Here is a 16,406-nt window from a genome sequence, read left to right as displayed (position 1 = left end):
TTAGGACAGGAATTTCAGGGGGCTCATGGTCGAGGCGATCGAGGCCATCAGGCTCTCGTCCTCTTCCGGATCGGTAGGTGTGGTGGGGCTGGTCGCACTGCCTTCCTGCAGGGCGATGACGCTGCTGAGCGGCAGGATGGAGCCGCCCACGGTCAGATACGGCTGGCCGTCATAGAGCTCGACGCCCGAGATGCGGCCGCGGATCAGGACCTGGCTGTCGACGGCCTCTCCGGCGCCGTCCTTGGCCACGACCTTCAGCGTATAGACACCGCCGTCGGACACCTGGCCGCCGCCGGTCGTCTGGCCATTCCAGGTGAAATCATGCACGCCGTCCGTGGTCTCCGGGGCGTCTCCCGACCAGACGACATTGCCGCTGCCGTCGACGACCTGAAGGGTGACCTCGGCAGCATTGCCGGCCAGCTCATAGCTCCAGGAGGCCGTGCCATCCTGGAAGCGGGTGGCGGACCAGACGGCCGTCGCGTCCTTACCGATATAGGTGGCGGCGGTGTTCAGGCCGGTGCCCTGCTGGGCGGCCAGCAGGCTGGTCAGCAGGTCGTTGGTCAGCAGCTGCTGCTCGACGCCGGCCATCTGGGTCAGCTGGGCCGTGAACTCGTTGGAATCGACCGGGGACAGGGGGTCCTGATTCTTCAGTTGGGCGGTCAGCAGGCTGAGGAAGGTCTCGAAATTGCTGAACAGGCTGGTCGTACCGGCCCCGATCCGGTTGGCGGCAGCATTGGTGGTGATGGCATCGACCATGGATCAGACCTTCAGATCGACGCGGTCGCGCGTCAGGGTAAGGGGTTGCCAGACCGCGGCCTCGATCACCGGCGTATCGGCCTGATTGTGGAGGCTGGAGGCGCGGGAGAAGGCGCGACGGTCAAAGCCGCCAAAGCCCTGACCGGCCGACGAGGGATCGCGCTCGGTAAACTGGAGGGCGTCGTTGTCGAGGTGCAGGCCCGCCTGTTCCAGCTGGCGACGCAGCTCATCCGCCCGGCCCCGAAGCTCGGTCGCGGCGGCCGGATTGTCGAACGCCAGACGCGCGGCCAGACGACCGTCGGAGTCGATTTCCAAGCTGACGTCGACGCGGCCCAGCCCCTCGGGCGTCAGGGCCATTTCAAAGCGGGTCGTGCGTCCGCTCAGGCGGTTCTGGATCTGGGCGGCGATCAGGGCGGTGGTCTCGACCGTCGCGCGCGACAGGGTCGAGAGGCCGAGGTTGCGGTCGTGCACAGCCGGCCCGAGCTTGAACTCGCCGGACGGCTGGCCGTCGCTGTTCAGGGCGCCCCCTGCGCCGCCGTCGAGAGGCTGGGCCGGGGGAGGGGCCACCGGCTCGCCTGCGGTCCGGGCGACCGGAACCGGCGTTTGCGGTGCCGTGGCCGTCGGGGCGGCGCCCCCGGGCGCAGGCGCAGGGGTTTGCGGACCGGTGGCGCCGTCCGAGGTCTCGCGCGCCTTCGTGCCTGAAACCGGCTCGGCGGCGTTGGACGACCGGCCGGACGCAGCCTCACGGGCCTCGTGCGTGGCCAGCAGCCGTTTGATCAGGGTCGGAGCGACAGCCGGAGCCTGTTGCTGGCTTTGCGCGGCGGCATCCGGTGTCTTGCCCGGCGCGGGCGGCGGCTCTGCGGCCTCGGGCATCGGCTCGGTCGACGGGCCCGGGTTCACCTGGGGGGCGTCGGCGTTCTTCTTGCCCGCGACGACCGTCGGCTGGTCCGGCAGGACCGGCGGGCCCTCTGCGGGCTTGCCGACCGTCGGCGGCACGTGCGGCAGGACTTCAGGGCGGCCCTGATCCTTGGCCGTCGTTTCAGCCTCGTGCGGCAGGATCTGGGGTTCGACCGGCTTTGCCGTCGTTACCGGCGGTTCGTCGGGCAGAACCTCGGGCGCCTCCCCGGACTTTGCGGTGTCGACGGGGCCGGGGGGAAGAATCCGGGGCTGACCGTCCGCTTCGGCCGGGACGAGGGTCTGGGCGTCGGTGTCCCGGGGTTCAGACTTGACGGTTGCCTCGTCGGCGGCGGGCGCGACGTCAGCTTCGGCACTGCGCCGGACGGGAGTCGCGGCCCGCACCGACGCTTCGGCCTGCTGCGCTTCGCCCAGGATGTCGGCGAAGGCCTGACCGGCCGCGGTGCTGCCGGCACGCCCCGGGGACCGGGTCGCGGCCTCGGTGGCCGCCCCGCCCTGCAGGGGAGTGAAGACAGTGTCTGCGCGCATCGGGCCGGTGCCCCTCCGTGATGGTTCCAGCCCGGACGGACCGGGCCGGCCAAACCCGTCGCAAGGGCCGGGCCACTTCGGCGCAACTCGGAAAAACCAAGGAAAGCAAGGCGTTTTAACCCAGTCAGGAAATGGCACCTTCACCCTGCCGGGGCGAAACTTGCCGTGCGGACGGACGATTCTTGCCCGGTGGTCCGGGCGGTCGGCCCGGGCCGTTCGGGTTGGCCCGACCCTTGCGCCGAAATCGGTAGAAGGAATGAGCGCCGATTATGAACGCCAAGAATTACAATAGCCTGGCCTCGAGCCCTGCCGTCCCTGCCGGGCAAATTGCGCAGGCGTGCGGGAAGAGCTTGCCGGGTAACGCCCGTCCGGAGGTCTGCTGATGTCGCTGAATGCCATCATGAATACGGCCAACAGCGGCCTGACGGCGGCCCAGACCCAGCTGCGCGTGGTTTCGGACAATGTGTCGAACGTCAACACGCCCGGCTATGTGCGCAAGATCGCCGAGCAGCAGACCCTGGTCAGCATGGGTGTGGGCTCGGGCGTCGAGGTCGCGCGCATCCGTCTGGCCACCGACCGCTTCCTTCAGGCCGCCAGCTTTAACGCGGGGGCCGATGCCGCCCGCCAGTCGGTTCGCTATGAACTGTACGATCGGCTGCAGGGCCTGTTCGGTGATCCGGGTGGGGACAATGGCTTCTTCCAGGGCGTCGACAAGGCCTTTGCCGCCTTCGCCGCCGCTGCCGAGGATCCGGCGTCGTCGCCCCGTCGGCAGGAAGCCCTGTTCAGGACCCAGGCCCTGTTCGACGAAGGTAACCGGATTGCCGGCCAGATCCAGGCCGTGCGCGAGGACGCCGATGGCCGCATCCAGAGTGCCGTCGATCAGGCCAACAGCCTGCTGCAACAGATCGAGGCCCTGAACATCGAGATCGCGCGGTCAAGCGCGGTCGGCGGTGACGGATCCGGCGCCGAGACGGCCCAGGCGGCCCTGATCGGTCAGCTGTCCGAGCTGATGGACGTCCGCGTCTCGACCCGGTCGGTCGGCGGGGTGTCGATCCGCACGGGGGCCGGGGTGCTGCTGGCCGGCGAGGGCCATGCGACGCTCGAGTACAATCGGGCCGGCACGGTCAATGCCGAGACGGCCTTCAACGAAATCTGGGTGACCGAGCCGCGGGGCCAGAAGCGCCCCCTGCTGGAGAGCATCACCTCGGGCGAGATCAAGGGGCTGGTCGAGACGCGCGACATCGAGGCCCCCCAGGTCGCCGAGCGTCTGGCCGAACTGCTGACGCGGGTCGCGGACGAGCTGAACCGCGCGCACAATGCCAACTCCTCCGTGCCGGCACCCACGAGCCTGACAGGGCGCAATGTCGGCCAGTCGCTGGAAGCGGCCCTGACGGGTTTCACCGGCAATACGGCGGTGGCGGTGACTAATACCTCGGGCCAGGTGCAGGCCCGGGCCGACATCGTGTTCGGCGCCGGGACGATCACCATCAACGGCACGGCCACCACGCCGGCGGGCTTTCTGGCCACCCTGAACGCCGAACTGGGCGGCGCGGCGACCGCCAGCTTCAGCAACGGCGTGCTCAGCCTTTCGGCGACGGGCACCAACGGGGTGGTGGTGGCCGACGACCCCTCCAATCCGTCGAACAAGATCGGTCGCGGCTTCTCGCACTTCTTTGGTCTGAACGACCTGATCACCAGCGACCGCCCGGCCATCTATCAGACGGGCCTGACCACCAGCTCGCCGCACGGCTTCACGCCCGGTGAGACCATGACCCTGCGTTTCACGGGGGAAACAGGGGCCAAGATCCGCGACCTGAGCGTGGCCATCCCGGCAGGCGGCACGGTCGGCGACCTGCTGACGGCGCTGAACGATCCGGCGACCGGCGTCGGACGGTTCGGGTCCTTCGTGCTGGACAGCACGGACGGCACCCTGCGGTTCAACGCCCTCAATACCCCGGCCCCGCGCATCTCGGTGCTGGAAGACCGGACGACCCAGGTGCCGTCCGGCGTTTCGATCACCGAGCTGTTCGGCATCGGCGGCGGCGTGCGGGCCTCGCGCGGCGACGGCTTTTCGATGCGGACGGACATTCGCCAGAGCCCCTCGCTGCTGGGTCTGGCGCGTTTCGACTTTGCAGCAGGCGTCGGCGCCACCGCCCTGACGTCCGGTGACGGTCGCGGGGCGCTGGGGCTTGCGGACGCCGGTCAGGTGAACGCGGCCTTCCAGAGTGCAGGGGACTCCCTGGGCGGGCAGATTTCGGCATCGCGCTATGCGTCGGAACTGGCCGGGGATATCGGCGGACGGGCGGCCCTGACCAAGACCGCCATGGACAGCGCGGTGGCGCTGCACAGCGAGGCCGCCGCCCGCCAGCGCGCCGAGGAAGGCGTCAATCTGGACGAGGAACTGGTGCTGATGACCACCTATCAGCAGGCCTTTAACGCCTCGGCGCGCCTGATACAGGCCGCCCGGGACCTCTATGACATTCTGCTGGGAATGGTCTGATGCATCGCGTCTCTACCTTTGGAAATTACCAGACGGCCCTGCTGGACCTGATGACGGCCCAGAGCCGCGCGCAGGAGGCCCAGGAGCGGGTCTCGACCCAGAAGGTCGCCACCGACCTGACCGGCTTCGGGCGCAGCTCGGAAACCCTGACGGCGCTGAAGTCGACGCAGAGCCGGATCCAGGGCTTCATCGAGGCAGGCGAAACGGTCGCGGCCCGGCTGGAAACCCAGAGCCTCGCCCTGAACCGCACGGCCGAGGGCGTGGGTGGCGCGCGCGAAGCGATCGCTGCGGCTCTGGCCAGCGGCCGGACCGATGGCCTGATGCTGGAGATTCAGGGCTATTACCAGATTACCCAGGATGGGCTGAACAGCCGTCACCAGAACCGCTATCTGTTCGCAGGCGGCCAGAGCGCGGACGCTCCCGTGACGGCTATGACGCTCGCTGACCTTGCGGCCCTGCCGTCGGCGGCGGACGCCTTTGCCAACGACACGCTGAAGCAGGTGTCGCGCCTCGACGAGGGAACCTGGATGGAGACCGGCTTCCTCGCCAACGAGATCGGCGAGCCCGCCTTCGACATCTTCCGGGATATCCAGCTGTATCATCAGACCACGCCCCTGAACGGCAGTATGGATGACGCAACACGGGACTTCCTGACCGCCCAGCTGAACCGTCTGGATAAGGCACGCGAGACGGTGACGAACTTTGGCGCGCGCAACGGCTCGCTGCAGAATCGGGTCGACTCGATCCTGTCGTCGCAGAACACCCAGAAGGTGGCACTGGACGAGATGCTGTCGAAAAAGACCGATGCCGATCTGGCTGAGGCGCTGACCGATCTGGAACTGTCGCAGGTGGCCATTCAGGCCTCGGCCCAGGTGATCAACCAGCTGCGACAGGTCTCGTTGCTGAATTTCCTGAGCTGAGAGCAACCCGGCCGACGTCGGCGCATTTGACACAGGTTCCGCCGACCCCGCGGCTCCGGCCGCGTCCGGGGTGAATTCCTCGTGGGCAAAACGCGGCTTCCGTTCTAGTTAAGACCGCATGGCGACCGCCGATTTCGAGATTGAGAGCGACGAGGCGGGGGCCCGCCTGCGCCTGATCGGCGACTGGACGACGGCCGGGCTCTCGCATCACCGGGGCCGCCTTGGCCCGCGCTTGGGCCGCGAGCTGGGGGACCGGTCGGTCAAGGCCCTCGACCTGTCGAACATGGGACGGCTGGATACGACCGGTGCCCTGATCCTGTCGCGGGTGCTGGGCCGGGATCTCGACGCCGACGCCTGGTCGTCGCGCCCGGAGGCCGGCCGCATCTATCAGCGTGTGGTCAAGGTCGAGTGCAACGAGGGGAAACCTCTGAAGCGCACGCGGGGCCTGACGCGCATGTTCGCCAAGATCGGGCACGGCGTCTACGACATCGGCGGCGAGGCCATCCTGTCGATGGCCTTCCTGGGCCGTCTGATCACGGCCACGGGATCAGCCCTGAAACACCCCGGACGCATTCGCTGGCCCGCCTGGGTCAGCCAGATTGAGCGCGCGGGCCTGGATGCCATTCCGATCGTGGCAGTCACGTCCTTCTTCATCGGCGCCGTGGTGGCCTTCATCGGCGCGGACCTGCTGCAGCAGTTCGGCTTCGACGTCTTCGCGGTCGAGCTGATCGCCATCTCGGTGCTGCGCGAATTCGCCGTGGTGATCGCGGCCATCCTGCTGGCCGGGCGGTCCTCGTCTTCGTTCGCGGCCGAGATCGGTTCGATGAAGATGAATCAGGAGATTGACGCCATGCAGGTCATGGGCGTCAATCCGTTCCAGGCGCTGGTCATTCCGCGACTGGCGGCCATGGTGATCATGCTGCCGCTGCTGACCTTCATTGCCATGGTGGCGGGGCTATTCGGCGGCGCTTTGGTGAGCTGGAGCCAGTTGTCGCTCGGCCCGGACTTCTTCCTCCAGCGACTGGGCACCATCAATGACATCGGCAATCACCTGTTCGTCGGACTGGTGAAGGCTCCGGTCTTTGCCGTAGTTGTCGCGGCCATCGGCTGCCGCCAGGGCATGGCCGTGTCGGGCGATGTTGAATCGCTGGGCCGCCGCGTGACGGCGGCCGTGGTGCAGGCGATCTTTGCCATCATCTTCCTCGACGCCGTGTTCGCCCTGATCTTCCTGGAGCTGAACCTGTGACCGGGGATCGCGACGTCGTCATCGAGGTCGAGGGCCTGCTCAGCCAGTTCGGCGACCGGGTCATCCACCAGGACCTCGACCTGACCGTCGAGCGGGGACAGATTCTCGGCGTGGTCGGGGGGTCAGGCACAGGCAAGACCGTGCTGCTGAACACGATCATCGGCCTCAAGGAGCCCGACGGCGGCGTCGTCCGGCTACTGGGGCACGACATGGCCGCCGCGACCAAGGAAGACCTTGCCGACATTGAGCGCCGGACCGGGGTGCTGTTCCAGCAGGGCGCCCTGTTCTCGTCGTTAAGCGTCCTGCAGAACGTCGCCTCGCCGCTGGTCGAGCACACCGATCTGCCGCGCAGCCTGATCGAGGAGATCGCGGCGATGAAGATCGCCCTGGTCGGTCTGGGCCCCGAGTCGCATCACCTGAAGCCGGCCGAACTGTCGGGCGGGATGCGCAAGCGCGCCGGTCTGGCCCGCGCCCTGGCGCTGGACCCCGAGCTGCTGTTCCTCGACGAGCCGACCGCGGGTCTGGACCCGATCGGGGCGGCCGCCTTTGACGAGCTGATCCGGTCGCTGGCGGACGATCTGGGGCTGACCGTCTTTATGATCACCCACGATCTGGATAGCCTGTACGCCATCTGCGACAAGGTCGCGGTGCTGGCGGACAAACATGTCGTGAACACGGCCACGGTTTCCGAGCTCGAGCGTTCGGACCATCCCTGGATCCGGGAATATTTCCACGGTCCGCGGGGGCGCGCTGCCCACAGGACCGGCTGAGGAGCCACACAGGATATGGAAAGAGACGCCCACTACGCCGCAGTCGGCATCGCCACGGTCGCCCTGGCCGCGGCGCTGATCATCTTCTCGATCTGGCTGGCGCGCCTGTCGTTCAATGAGGAGTACGACCTCTACGACATCGTCTTCTACGGGCCGGTGCGCGGGCTGTCGGAGGGCGGCGAGGTGCACTTCAACGGCATCCGGGTCGGCATCGTCACGGACCTGAGGCTGGACCCCGAGAAGGGGGACCAGGTCGTGGCCCGCATTCGCGTGGATGCGACCACGCCGATCCGCGTGACCTCGCGCGCCCAGCTGGAACCGCAGGGCATCACCGGCCTGAACTATATCCAGATCACGGCCGGCACCGAGGGTAGCGCCCTGCTGAAGAGCCAGTATCCCAACAATGTCGTCCCTGTGCTGCAAAGCCAGCCCAGCCCGATCGCCGAGCTGTTGTCAGGGTCGGGCACCGTGCTGGCCCAGACGGTCGACGCCCTGAACCGCATCAATCGGGTGCTGTCCGACGAGAACATCCGCTCCTTCTCGCTCAGCCTGAAGAACATCGAATCCCTGACCACCGAGTTCGAGGCCCGCAAGGGGATGTTCGATGAGCTGGAGCAGGCGCTGGTCCGCGCCAATGCCGCCATGGCCGAATATCAGGCGCTGGGCGAGTCCGCCCGTCGCCTGATCGAGACCGACGGCCAGCAGGCCGTGAACAACCTCAACCGCGCCGCCGACCAGGCCGCCCAGGCGGCAGAGTCCGCCAATCGCATCGTCGAGGGTCTGGAAGGGCCGGTGAACGACTTTGCCGCCAGCGGCCTGCCCCAGCTGGAAGAGGCCATCCGCGGTCTGGATGCGGCCACCCGCTCGCTGGAGGACCTGGTCGACGAGGTCCGGACCAGCCCGCGCGAGTTCATCTCGCGGCCCTCATCGAATGAACTGGAGGTTCAGCCATGATCCCGGGATCGACCCTGTTCCTGCACCGCGGCCTTGCCGGTCTGGCCGCCCTGACGGTGGCCGGTCTGGGGCTGACCGGGTGTGCCCTGCTGTCGACGCCCGATCCGGTGCAGCTGTATCGCTTCGGCCCGCTGGACAGTGCCTTTGTCGGCGAACGCAGCCCGGCGACGGTGCAGGTGGCCCTGCGACGGATCGAGTTCCCCGACGCGGTGTCCGGTGAGCGCATTCTGGCCATAACCGGCAATGAGGCCGCCTATATCGGCGGCGCGCGGTGGGTCTCGGACGCCGAGGACCTCTACAATCAGAGCCTGGAGACGGCTTTCGGGGGCAGTGCGTCTGGTCTGCGGCTAATCGGGGGGCGAGAGCTGACCCGGGCCGACGTGTCGCTGGACGTGGATGTGACGACCTTCGAGACCCGCTACGCCTCGGCGGGTGCGGTGCCGCGCGTGGTCATCTCGGCGCGGGCACGGCTGCTGAGCATGCCGGGTCGGGACGTGGTTTCGGAGCAGGTCTTCTCGGTCAGCCAGCCGGCTGACGAGAACCGGATCAGCGCCATTGTAGCGGCCTATGATGCGGCCACCCAGGATCTGAACCAGCAGATCGTCGCCTGGACCGAAGCCAATGTCGGCCGGGCGGCAGCTGCCCGCTAGCCGTTTCGCAGGCTTTCCAGCCGGGCCACCTGCCCCTTGCGGCGGTCCAGCGCGGCCGAGACGTCGGCGCGGATGCGCTTGAGCGTGGCCAGCAGCTGATCGCGCAGGGCCTCCAGCTCCGAAACGTCAGGGCGGACCTTGCGCGGGCGCTTTCGATCCAGCCCCAGCCGGGCGGTCCAGTCCTCCTGCCAGTGGGAGAGGGCCGGGGCCGCGCGCCGCAGGGCATCAGTCGCCCAGGCGTCGGCATTCTGGACGGCGCGGACGCAGGGCAGGGCAGTGACGCCGGACGCCCGGTGGCGGTCGAGATCGTCGACGCGGGTGCGCAGAGCCGCCTGCGGGTCCTGGGGAGTGTCTTCGCCCTCACCGGCCACAGGCGGCGGAACAAGCGCCTCAAGTGCCACCTGGACGTGGCCGTTGATCTCCCGCACGCCGTCACGCAGGGCCTGCAAGGCGCCCTCCATCGCCTGACCGCGGCTTTCGACGCCCTTCAGCCGCTCCTCGATTTCCGCAAGCGTATCGCCGACGGTGCGGACCGCAGCCTGAAAGGCAGTCCGGAAGCGCTTGAGGCGCCCGTTCCGGCTGTCGAACAGGCCACCCAGTCCGGTCCGGGGCACCAGATCGCGGGGGCGAAGGCCTTCGATGCAGCTGACCAGATGATCCAGCCGGGCGACGGCCTCGGTCAGGTCGCCGGTGCGCGCCTCGGCCAGCACGCGGTCGAGGCAGTCGCGCACGGCCGCCCGCGAGCGCTCGCCATAGACTGCGACCTCATCGGCCTGCAATTCGGTCTGCATGCCCGCCAGCCGGTCGGACTCCGGCGCGGGGATCGCCCACGCACGCACACTGCTGCCATCCGCCATCACATCACCCTCCACTTCGGCCTGTTCCGGCCGATTGGGGCGACTATGCCAGCGACTTGAGCTTTTCGGAAATTGTGTAGCTGGCCTCGGTCTTTGCCGCGACCTCTTCCAGCGTCACGCCGTCGGCCAATTCGATCAGCTCCAGCCCCGCGCCGTCCGGCTTGACGTCGAAGACGCACAGGTCGGTGATGATGCGGCTGACCACGCCCGTGCCGGTCAGCGGCAAGGTGCAGGCCTTCAGGACCTTGGACTGGCCGTGCTTGTTGGCGTGATCCATGACCACCACCACGCGCTTGACGCCGGCGACCAGATCCATGGCGCCGCCCATGCCCTTCACCAGCTTGCCCGGGATCATCCAGTTGGCGATGTCGCCGTTCTCGGCCACTTCCATGGCGCCGAGGATGGACAGGTTGATGTGGCCGCCACGGATCATGGCAAAGCTGTCGGCCGAGCTGAAATAGCTGGTCTCGGGGATTTCCGAGATGGTCTGCTTGCCGGCGTTGATCAGGTCGGGGTCAACCTCGTCCTCATAGGGGAAGGGGCCCATGCCCAGCATGCCGTTCTCGGACTGGAGGGTAACCTCCATGCCGTCGGGAATATAGTTGGCGACCAAGGTCGGGATGCCGATGCCCAGGTTCACATAGAAGCCGTCCTGCAGCTCTTTGGCGGCGCGTTCAGCCAGTTGTTCGCGGGTGCGGGGCATGGATCAGGCTCCCTCTCTCTGACGGACGGTGCGCTGTTCGATGCGCTTTTCGAAAGTGCCCTTGATCAGGCGGTCGACATAGATGCCGGGGGTGTGGATCTGGTCGGGGTCCAGCGAGCCGGTGGGCACGATTTCCTCGACCTCGACCACGCAGGCCTTGCCCGCCGTCGCCATCATCGGATTGAAGTTGCGGGCGGTCTTGCGGAACACCAGATTGCCGCGCTCGTCCGCCTTCCAGGCCTTGACGATCGACAGGTCGGCGACCAGCCCGGTTTCCATCACATAGTCGCGGCCGTCGAAGTTACGGACTTCCTTGCCCTCGGCCACCAGGGTGCCGACGCCGGTCGCGGTGAAGAAGGCCGGGATGCCCGCGCCGCCGGCCCGGATACGCTCGGCCAAGGTGCCCTGGGGGTTGAACTCCAGCTCCAGCTCACCGGCCAGGTACTGACGCTCGAACTCCTTGTTCTCGCCGACGTAGGACGAGATCATCTTGGCGATCTGGCGGGTTTCCAGCAGCTGGCCGAGGCCGAACCCGTCGACGCCGGCGTTGTTGGAGATGACCGTCATCCCCTTGGTGCCGCTGTCGCGCAAGGCGGCGATCAGGTTCTCGGGAATGCCGCACAGGCCGAAGCCGCCAGCCATCACGGTCATGCCGTCGAAGGTCAGACCTTCGAGCGCGCTCCTGGCGTCAGGGTAGAGTTTCCTCATCGCTTCCTCTTATTTTCATCGTCTGATGAAATTGGGTCCGTCTGTTCGGTCTCTAGTGTGACCGGTCGCGAGGGGCAACCCCGCAGGGGGTCACAGTGCCGTGCCGTGGGTCACGGGACGGACCGGCGGACGGCCGCGTACGCGATAGCGGGCGCCCTTGAGCATCAGTTTGATCGCTTCCCAATGAATGGCGGCGATCACCTTCCAGGTCAGCAGCGGATGGGACCAGAAGGCGCGGGCCAGATGGGCGTCGTCGAGCGGGTGGTGGCGTCCGGCGAAGGTGGCCGTCAGGATCGGTTCGTCGCCGCGTCTGACATTCACCGTCACCGACAGATCATCGCCGGGCGGGCGGACGACGAAGTCGTAGGTCAAACCCATATCCATGAAGGGGCTGACGAAGAAGCGTTTGGGCGCACTCTGGCGAACGGGACCGGCGTCGGCCTCCGGTCTGGCGATCAGATAGCTGTGCCGCTCGCCGAAGGTGTTCGACACCTCATAGACCAGGGCCCTGAGCGCCCCGTCCGGCCCGTAGCAGAAGTAGACGCTGAGCGGATTGAAGCCGTAGCCCAGGATGCGCGGCATGGTCAGCAGCCGGATGGGGCCCCCGTCCAAAGCGATCCCGGCGGCTGACAGATGATCCTCGATCTGGGCGCGCAGGGGGCGCGGGTCGCCCGGAGCACCATAGTCGGCGGCGTTCCAGCGCATCAGGCCCCTGCGACCGGGCCGCAGCCATTTCAGCCGCGAAAGCTTGTCCCCGGCGGCATCGAGATCGAGCAGCAGCATATAGACGCGGTAGCGCAGCCGGTGGTCGAACGGGCGCACGCGCCGGTGGGTCACCTCACCGACGTAGAGACCGAAGGCGGGTGTGGCGGTCGTCACGCGGCTCGTTCGAGCGCCACGCCGGGAGCGGGGCCCAGGTGAATGCGACCGCTCTCGTTTTCAACCGACCAGGGCCTGCGGACGCCGCCCAATTGCTCGGCCACGGCGAGGCCCGCCTGGATGCCGTCCTCGTGGAAGCCCGAACCGAACCAGGCGCCGCAAAACCAGACATTGCGGCGTCCTTGCAGGCTCCAGAGCTGCTTCTGCGCCTCCAGCGCCGCGGCGTTGAAGACAGGGTGCTCATAGTCCCATTCGCCGAGCACGGTCTCGGGCGCGGGCTCGACGGCGGGGTTCAGGCTGACGAACAGCGGCGGGCCCTCAAGGCTCTGCAGTTCGTTCATCCAGTAGGTGACGCCGCCCTCGCCGGCGCGCTCGGAGAAGCCGAGATGGCTCCACGCGGCCCAGGCCTTGCGCCGCTTGGGCATCAGCCGGGTGTCCCGGTGCAGGACGGCCCGGTTCGGGCGATAGGCGATCGCGCCCAGCAGGTCCCGTTCCTCGGCCGACGGTGCTTCCAGCAGGCGCAGGGCCTGATCCGAATGGGTGGCCAGCACCACGGCATCGAACCGCTCGAACCGGCCGTCGCTAAAGCGCAGGGCGGCCTCGTCGCGGCCCCGGACCACGCTCTCGATACCGGCATTGGTGACGACCGTGCCGCCGAAGTCGGCCAGCAGGCGCGACACATATTCCCGCGACCCGCCGGTCACGGTGCGCCAGGTCGGGCGCAGATCGTACTTGAGCAGATTGTGGTTCATGTAGAACCGGACGAAGGCCGCGGCCGGATAGTCCGTCATCTGGTTGAGGGTGCACGACCAGATGGCCGCCGCCTGGGGCAGCAGGTGGGCGTCGCGGAACAGCGGACCGTAGCCCGAGCGCGTCAGATAGGAGTCGAGGGTCTCGCCGCTGCGCTCCAGCTCGGGCAGGTCCTTCGGCGCCTGCTTCTGGAAGCGCAGCAGATCGCCGATCATGCGCCAGAATTTGGGGCTGGCGTAGTTGCGCTTCTGGGCGAACAGGGCGCCCACCCCGTGGCTGGAATACTCCAGCGCCCCGTCGTCGATGGACACCGCAAACGACATATAGGCCGGCTGGGTCGGCACCTTCAGATGGTCGAACAGGGCGGTGAGGTTCGGGTAGTTGTCCTCGTTGAAGACGATAAATCCCGTGTCTACCGCGGTCGGGGTGCCGGTGTCCTCGACGGTGACCGTATGGCTGTGCCCGCCGATGCGGTCGTCGGCTTCATACAGAGTCACCTGATGGCGCTTTGACAGCAGCCAGGCCGCCGAAAGACCCGTTATCCCGGAACCGATGACAGCGATCCTGAGGCCGGTCGCACGGGCGGGATCGGGGTCCGAAGTCACGAGATGGGGGTTCATGGTCTCTCCCTGGGGCCGTCTTTCGGTAAGCTACGCGGCGGCGGGCAGGTCAGATGACTCATCCGGACTCCTGCGGCGCTCGTAAATGTCCAAAACCGGACACATCCGGGCGGAGCCTTTACGCCCGGAGCGACGTTTGGTTGCCAGCTTTGCCATAGGACCGGGGCCCTTCATGAATCCAGCGACCGCCGCCATCCGTCAGCTTCAGGACGCGCCCTTTCCCGATCCGGTCACGCGCTGGGCCATCGACAGCCTGGTGACCGAGGCGCGCAAACGACTGGATCGCGAGGCGCCCCATGACGAGGGGGCGTTCGCCCGCTCGATGACAGAGCGTGCCGTGGCCGAACACACCGAAGCGGCCAATGACCAGCACTATGAGCTGCCGCCCGAATTCTTCGAAATCTGTCTGGGCGACCGGCTGAAATACTCATGCTGCCTCTACCCGACCGGCGATGAGACCCTGGACGAGGCCGAGGTGCTGGCGCTGCGCGAGACCTGCGAACATGCCGATCTGGCGGACGGCCAGACCATTCTGGAGCTGGGCTGCGGATGGGGGTCGCTGAGCCTCTGGATGGCCGAGCAGTTTCCGGCGGCGCGGATCGTCGCCGTCTCCAACAGTCACGGCCAGCGCGGGCATATCGAGGCCGAGGCCCGGGCGCGCGGCCTGCAGAATCTGACGGTCATCACCTGTGACATGAACGACTTCGAGCCCCCCGCCGATGTGGCGGGCCGGATCGACCGGATCGTCTCGGTCGAGATGTTCGAGCACATGGCCAACTGGCGGGCCCTGCTGAGCCGGGCGCGGATCTGGCTGAAGCCGGACGGGCGGATGTTCATCCACATCTTCACCCATCGGGATGCGCCTTACCGGTTCGACCACACCGACAGCGGCGACTTCATCGCCCAGCACTTCTTCACCGGCGGCGTCATGCCCAGCCGGGGCCTGATCCGGCAGTTCCCCGACCTGTTCGAGGTCGAGAGCGAATGGACCTGGAACGGCGAGCACTATGCCCGGACGGCGCGGCACTGGCTGGCCAATATGGACCAGAACGCCGATCGCGTGGCCGAACTGATGGAAGCGACCTATGGCGATCAGGCCCGGCTGTGGACCCGGCGCTGGCGCCGCTTCTATCTGGCGACGGCGGGTCTGTTCGGGAATGACGGAGGCCGCACCTGGGCGGTCAGCCACTATCGTCTCAAGCCCGTGGCGGGCTGAGCAGGGAGGAACGACATGCTGAAATATCTGGCGGGCTACCTGGGTGCGGGTCTGGCGTTTGCGGCGATCGACGCCGTGTGGCTGACCACCATGACCAACCGCGTCTACAAGCCGATCCTCGGCCCGATCCTGGCCGAGAAGCCGGACATGAAGGCGGCGGTGGCCTTCTATCTGATCTACATCGCCGGGATTGTGTTTTTCGCCATTTCGCCGGCGCTGCGGGACGGGGGACTGGCCCGGGCGGCCCTGAACGGCGCGGTCCTCGGCTTCGTTGCCTATGCCACCTATGACCTGACCAACCAGGCGACTCTGAATGTCTGGTCCAGTCGCCTGACCCTGATCGATCTGGCGTGGGGCACGGTGCTGACCCTGTCGGCGTCCAGCATCGGTTACCTGGCCGCGCGCTGGGCCGAGGGCCGGCTGGGCAGCTGACGCATTTTAACCCTGTTGTTCGCCACAGGGGCGCAAGGCCTGTATACGAGCGTCGTATCGGTTAATCTGACCCTTCGGCCTGTCAGTTCGGCCAGAGGTTTCGTCGGGGGACGGCGTGCGCGCGGGTATCAATGCTTTGACGGTGGCCTTCGTGGTCGGGGTGCTTTCCGGGCTGCTGCTGACGCCGGACGGTCGGGCCTGGCTGGCGCATCCGACCCTGATGCTGGGCGGACAGGCCAATGCCTCCGCCTCCCCGGCCGAGGCCGGGGCGGTGGAGGCGTCCCCGGTTGAGACCGTCGCCGCCCCGGTTCCGCAAAGCACGCTCAAGACCCGCTATGCCGACGGCAAGCTGACCATCGGCGTGTTCGGCGACTCCATGGCGGATGGCCTGTGGGCCGCCCTGTATCGTGATCTGGGCGATCTGGACGGCGTCGAGGTCGTCAAGTTCAGCGAGGTGTCGACCGGGCTCAGCCGGTACGACTACGTCGACATCCAGGCCAAGAGCACCCGCCAGCTGTCGGAGCGCCCGGTCGATGTGGCGGTGGTCCTGTTCGGCACCAATGATGCCCAGGCCATTTCCATCGACGGGCAGATACACCCCTTCGGCAGCGAAGGCTGGAAGGCAGCCTATGCCCAGCGCATCGACAATCTGGTCGCGCTGATGCGTTCGCGCGGCGTGGAGGTCTACTGGGTCGGCCTTCCGCGCATGAAGAGCAGCGGCTTTGACGGACGTATGGCGATCATCAACGCGGTCGTCGAGGCGCGCATGGCCGCGCTGGGCGTGCCGTATTTCGACACTGTGGGCCTGACGTCCAACGAGGCCGGCGGCTATGAAGCCTATCTCAGCGACGACAGCGGGCGCCGCCGCCTGATGCGGGCGGGTGACGGCATCCACATGAGCATGAACGGCTATCTGCGCATGGCCGGGCCGGTGGCCGGGCGCCTCAAGCAGGATATGGGCGTCGACGACGAAGCGCCGTCCGAACCGGTCGCGCCCTGATC

The 16,406-nt window shown here is 67.4% G+C and carries 16 protein-coding genes; 9 read left to right on the top strand and 7 right to left on the bottom strand.

What is annotated here, in order from left to right; genetic code table 11:
- Together J7346_RS10180 and J7346_RS15035 are read right to left on the bottom strand one after the other, a co-directional pair.
- The gene (locus J7346_RS10180) at nucleotides 1-756 is read right to left on the bottom strand and encodes a flagellar hook assembly protein FlgD (protein ID WP_209119816.1); all 756 of its coding nucleotides are present in this window, start codon (nucleotides 754-756) and stop codon (nucleotides 1-3) included.
- Nucleotides 757-759: 3 nt separating this feature from the next.
- Complete coding sequence (locus J7346_RS15035) at nucleotides 760-2,199, bottom strand: flagellar hook-length control protein FliK (protein WP_245157785.1); 1,440 nt, start codon at nucleotides 2,197-2,199, stop codon at nucleotides 760-762.
- Between the two features lie 382 nt (nucleotides 2,200-2,581).
- On the opposite strand from J7346_RS15035, the gene flgK reads away from it, so the two are divergent.
- The 6 genes from flgK to J7346_RS10145 all read left to right on the top strand — a co-directional run bounded on the left by flgK (nucleotide 2,582) and on the right by J7346_RS10145 (nucleotide 9,239).
- Complete coding sequence (gene flgK, locus J7346_RS10170) at nucleotides 2,582-4,699, top strand: flagellar hook-associated protein FlgK (RefSeq protein ID WP_209119815.1); 2,118 nt, start codon at nucleotides 2,582-2,584, stop codon at nucleotides 4,697-4,699.
- Nucleotides 4,699-5,619 (top strand): flagellin, encoded by a 921-nt coding sequence (locus J7346_RS10165; RefSeq protein WP_209119814.1) that lies wholly within the window; start codon nucleotides 4,699-4,701, stop codon nucleotides 5,617-5,619. Before flgK ends, J7346_RS10165 begins: the two co-directional genes overlap by 1 nt.
- Nucleotides 5,620-5,737: 118 nt before the next feature.
- Nucleotides 5,738-6,865 (top strand): ABC transporter permease, encoded by a 1,128-nt coding sequence (locus tag J7346_RS10160; RefSeq protein ID WP_209119813.1) that lies wholly within the window; start codon nucleotides 5,738-5,740, stop codon nucleotides 6,863-6,865.
- Entirely contained in the window at nucleotides 6,862-7,635 is a 774-nt protein-coding gene (locus J7346_RS10155; protein WP_209119812.1) for an ABC transporter ATP-binding protein, read from the top strand. The genes J7346_RS10160 and J7346_RS10155 overlap by 4 nt, the downstream gene beginning before the upstream one ends.
- Nucleotides 7,636-7,650: 15 nt before the next feature.
- Nucleotides 7,651-8,589: an MlaD family protein gene (locus tag J7346_RS10150; RefSeq protein WP_209119811.1), complete on the top strand. Its 939-nt coding sequence runs from the start codon at nucleotides 7,651-7,653 to the stop codon at nucleotides 8,587-8,589.
- Entirely contained in the window at nucleotides 8,586-9,239 is a 654-nt protein-coding gene (locus J7346_RS10145; RefSeq protein ID WP_209119810.1) for an ABC-type transport auxiliary lipoprotein family protein, read from the top strand. The genes J7346_RS10150 and J7346_RS10145 overlap by 4 nt, the downstream gene beginning before the upstream one ends.
- On the opposite strand, the gene J7346_RS10140 is transcribed toward J7346_RS10145, so the two are convergent.
- The 5 genes from J7346_RS10140 to J7346_RS10120 all read right to left on the bottom strand — a co-directional run bounded on the left by J7346_RS10140 (nucleotide 9,236) and on the right by J7346_RS10120 (nucleotide 13,756).
- Nucleotides 9,236-10,096, bottom strand: coding sequence for a toxic anion resistance protein (locus J7346_RS10140; RefSeq protein ID WP_209119809.1), 861 nt, complete (start codon nucleotides 10,094-10,096; stop codon nucleotides 9,236-9,238). The two genes, J7346_RS10145 and J7346_RS10140, sit on opposite strands and share 4 nt — an antisense overlap.
- Before the next feature lie 43 nt (nucleotides 10,097-10,139).
- The gene (locus J7346_RS10135) at nucleotides 10,140-10,799 is read right to left on the bottom strand and encodes a 3-oxoacid CoA-transferase subunit B (RefSeq protein WP_209119808.1); all 660 of its coding nucleotides are present in this window, start codon (nucleotides 10,797-10,799) and stop codon (nucleotides 10,140-10,142) included.
- A 3-nt stretch (nucleotides 10,800-10,802) separates the two neighbouring features.
- Complete coding sequence (locus tag J7346_RS10130) at nucleotides 10,803-11,507, bottom strand: CoA transferase subunit A (RefSeq protein WP_209119807.1); 705 nt, start codon at nucleotides 11,505-11,507, stop codon at nucleotides 10,803-10,805.
- A gap of 90 nt (nucleotides 11,508-11,597) precedes the next feature.
- Complete coding sequence (locus tag J7346_RS10125) at nucleotides 11,598-12,386, bottom strand: DUF1365 domain-containing protein (RefSeq protein WP_209119806.1); 789 nt, start codon at nucleotides 12,384-12,386, stop codon at nucleotides 11,598-11,600.
- Nucleotides 12,383-13,756 (bottom strand): FAD-dependent oxidoreductase, encoded by a 1,374-nt coding sequence (locus tag J7346_RS10120; protein WP_209119805.1) that lies wholly within the window; start codon nucleotides 13,754-13,756, stop codon nucleotides 12,383-12,385. The genes J7346_RS10125 and J7346_RS10120 overlap by 4 nt, the downstream gene beginning before the upstream one ends.
- 172 nt (nucleotides 13,757-13,928) lie before the next feature.
- Here J7346_RS10120 and J7346_RS10115 point away from each other — a divergent pair, with 172 nt between their 5' ends.
- From J7346_RS10115 to J7346_RS10105, 3 genes are all read left to right on the top strand, one after another.
- Nucleotides 13,929-14,972: a cyclopropane-fatty-acyl-phospholipid synthase family protein gene (locus J7346_RS10115; protein WP_209119804.1), complete on the top strand. Its 1,044-nt coding sequence runs from the start codon at nucleotides 13,929-13,931 to the stop codon at nucleotides 14,970-14,972.
- A 15-nt stretch (nucleotides 14,973-14,987) separates the two neighbouring features.
- Nucleotides 14,988-15,404: a DUF2177 family protein gene (locus J7346_RS10110; RefSeq protein WP_209119803.1), complete on the top strand. Its 417-nt coding sequence runs from the start codon at nucleotides 14,988-14,990 to the stop codon at nucleotides 15,402-15,404.
- A gap of 115 nt (nucleotides 15,405-15,519) precedes the next feature.
- Entirely contained in the window at nucleotides 15,520-16,404 is an 885-nt protein-coding gene (locus J7346_RS10105; protein WP_209119802.1) for a DUF459 domain-containing protein, read from the top strand.
- The last annotated feature ends 2 nt before the right edge of the window (nucleotides 16,405-16,406 follow it).

The organism is Brevundimonas sp. A19_0, assembly GCF_017744255.1.
Taxonomy (GTDB): Bacteria; Pseudomonadota; Alphaproteobacteria; order Caulobacterales; family Caulobacteraceae; genus Brevundimonas.
The sequence above is the reverse complement of the archived record's forward strand: the minus strand, read 5'-3'. Positions and strand labels throughout refer to the sequence as shown.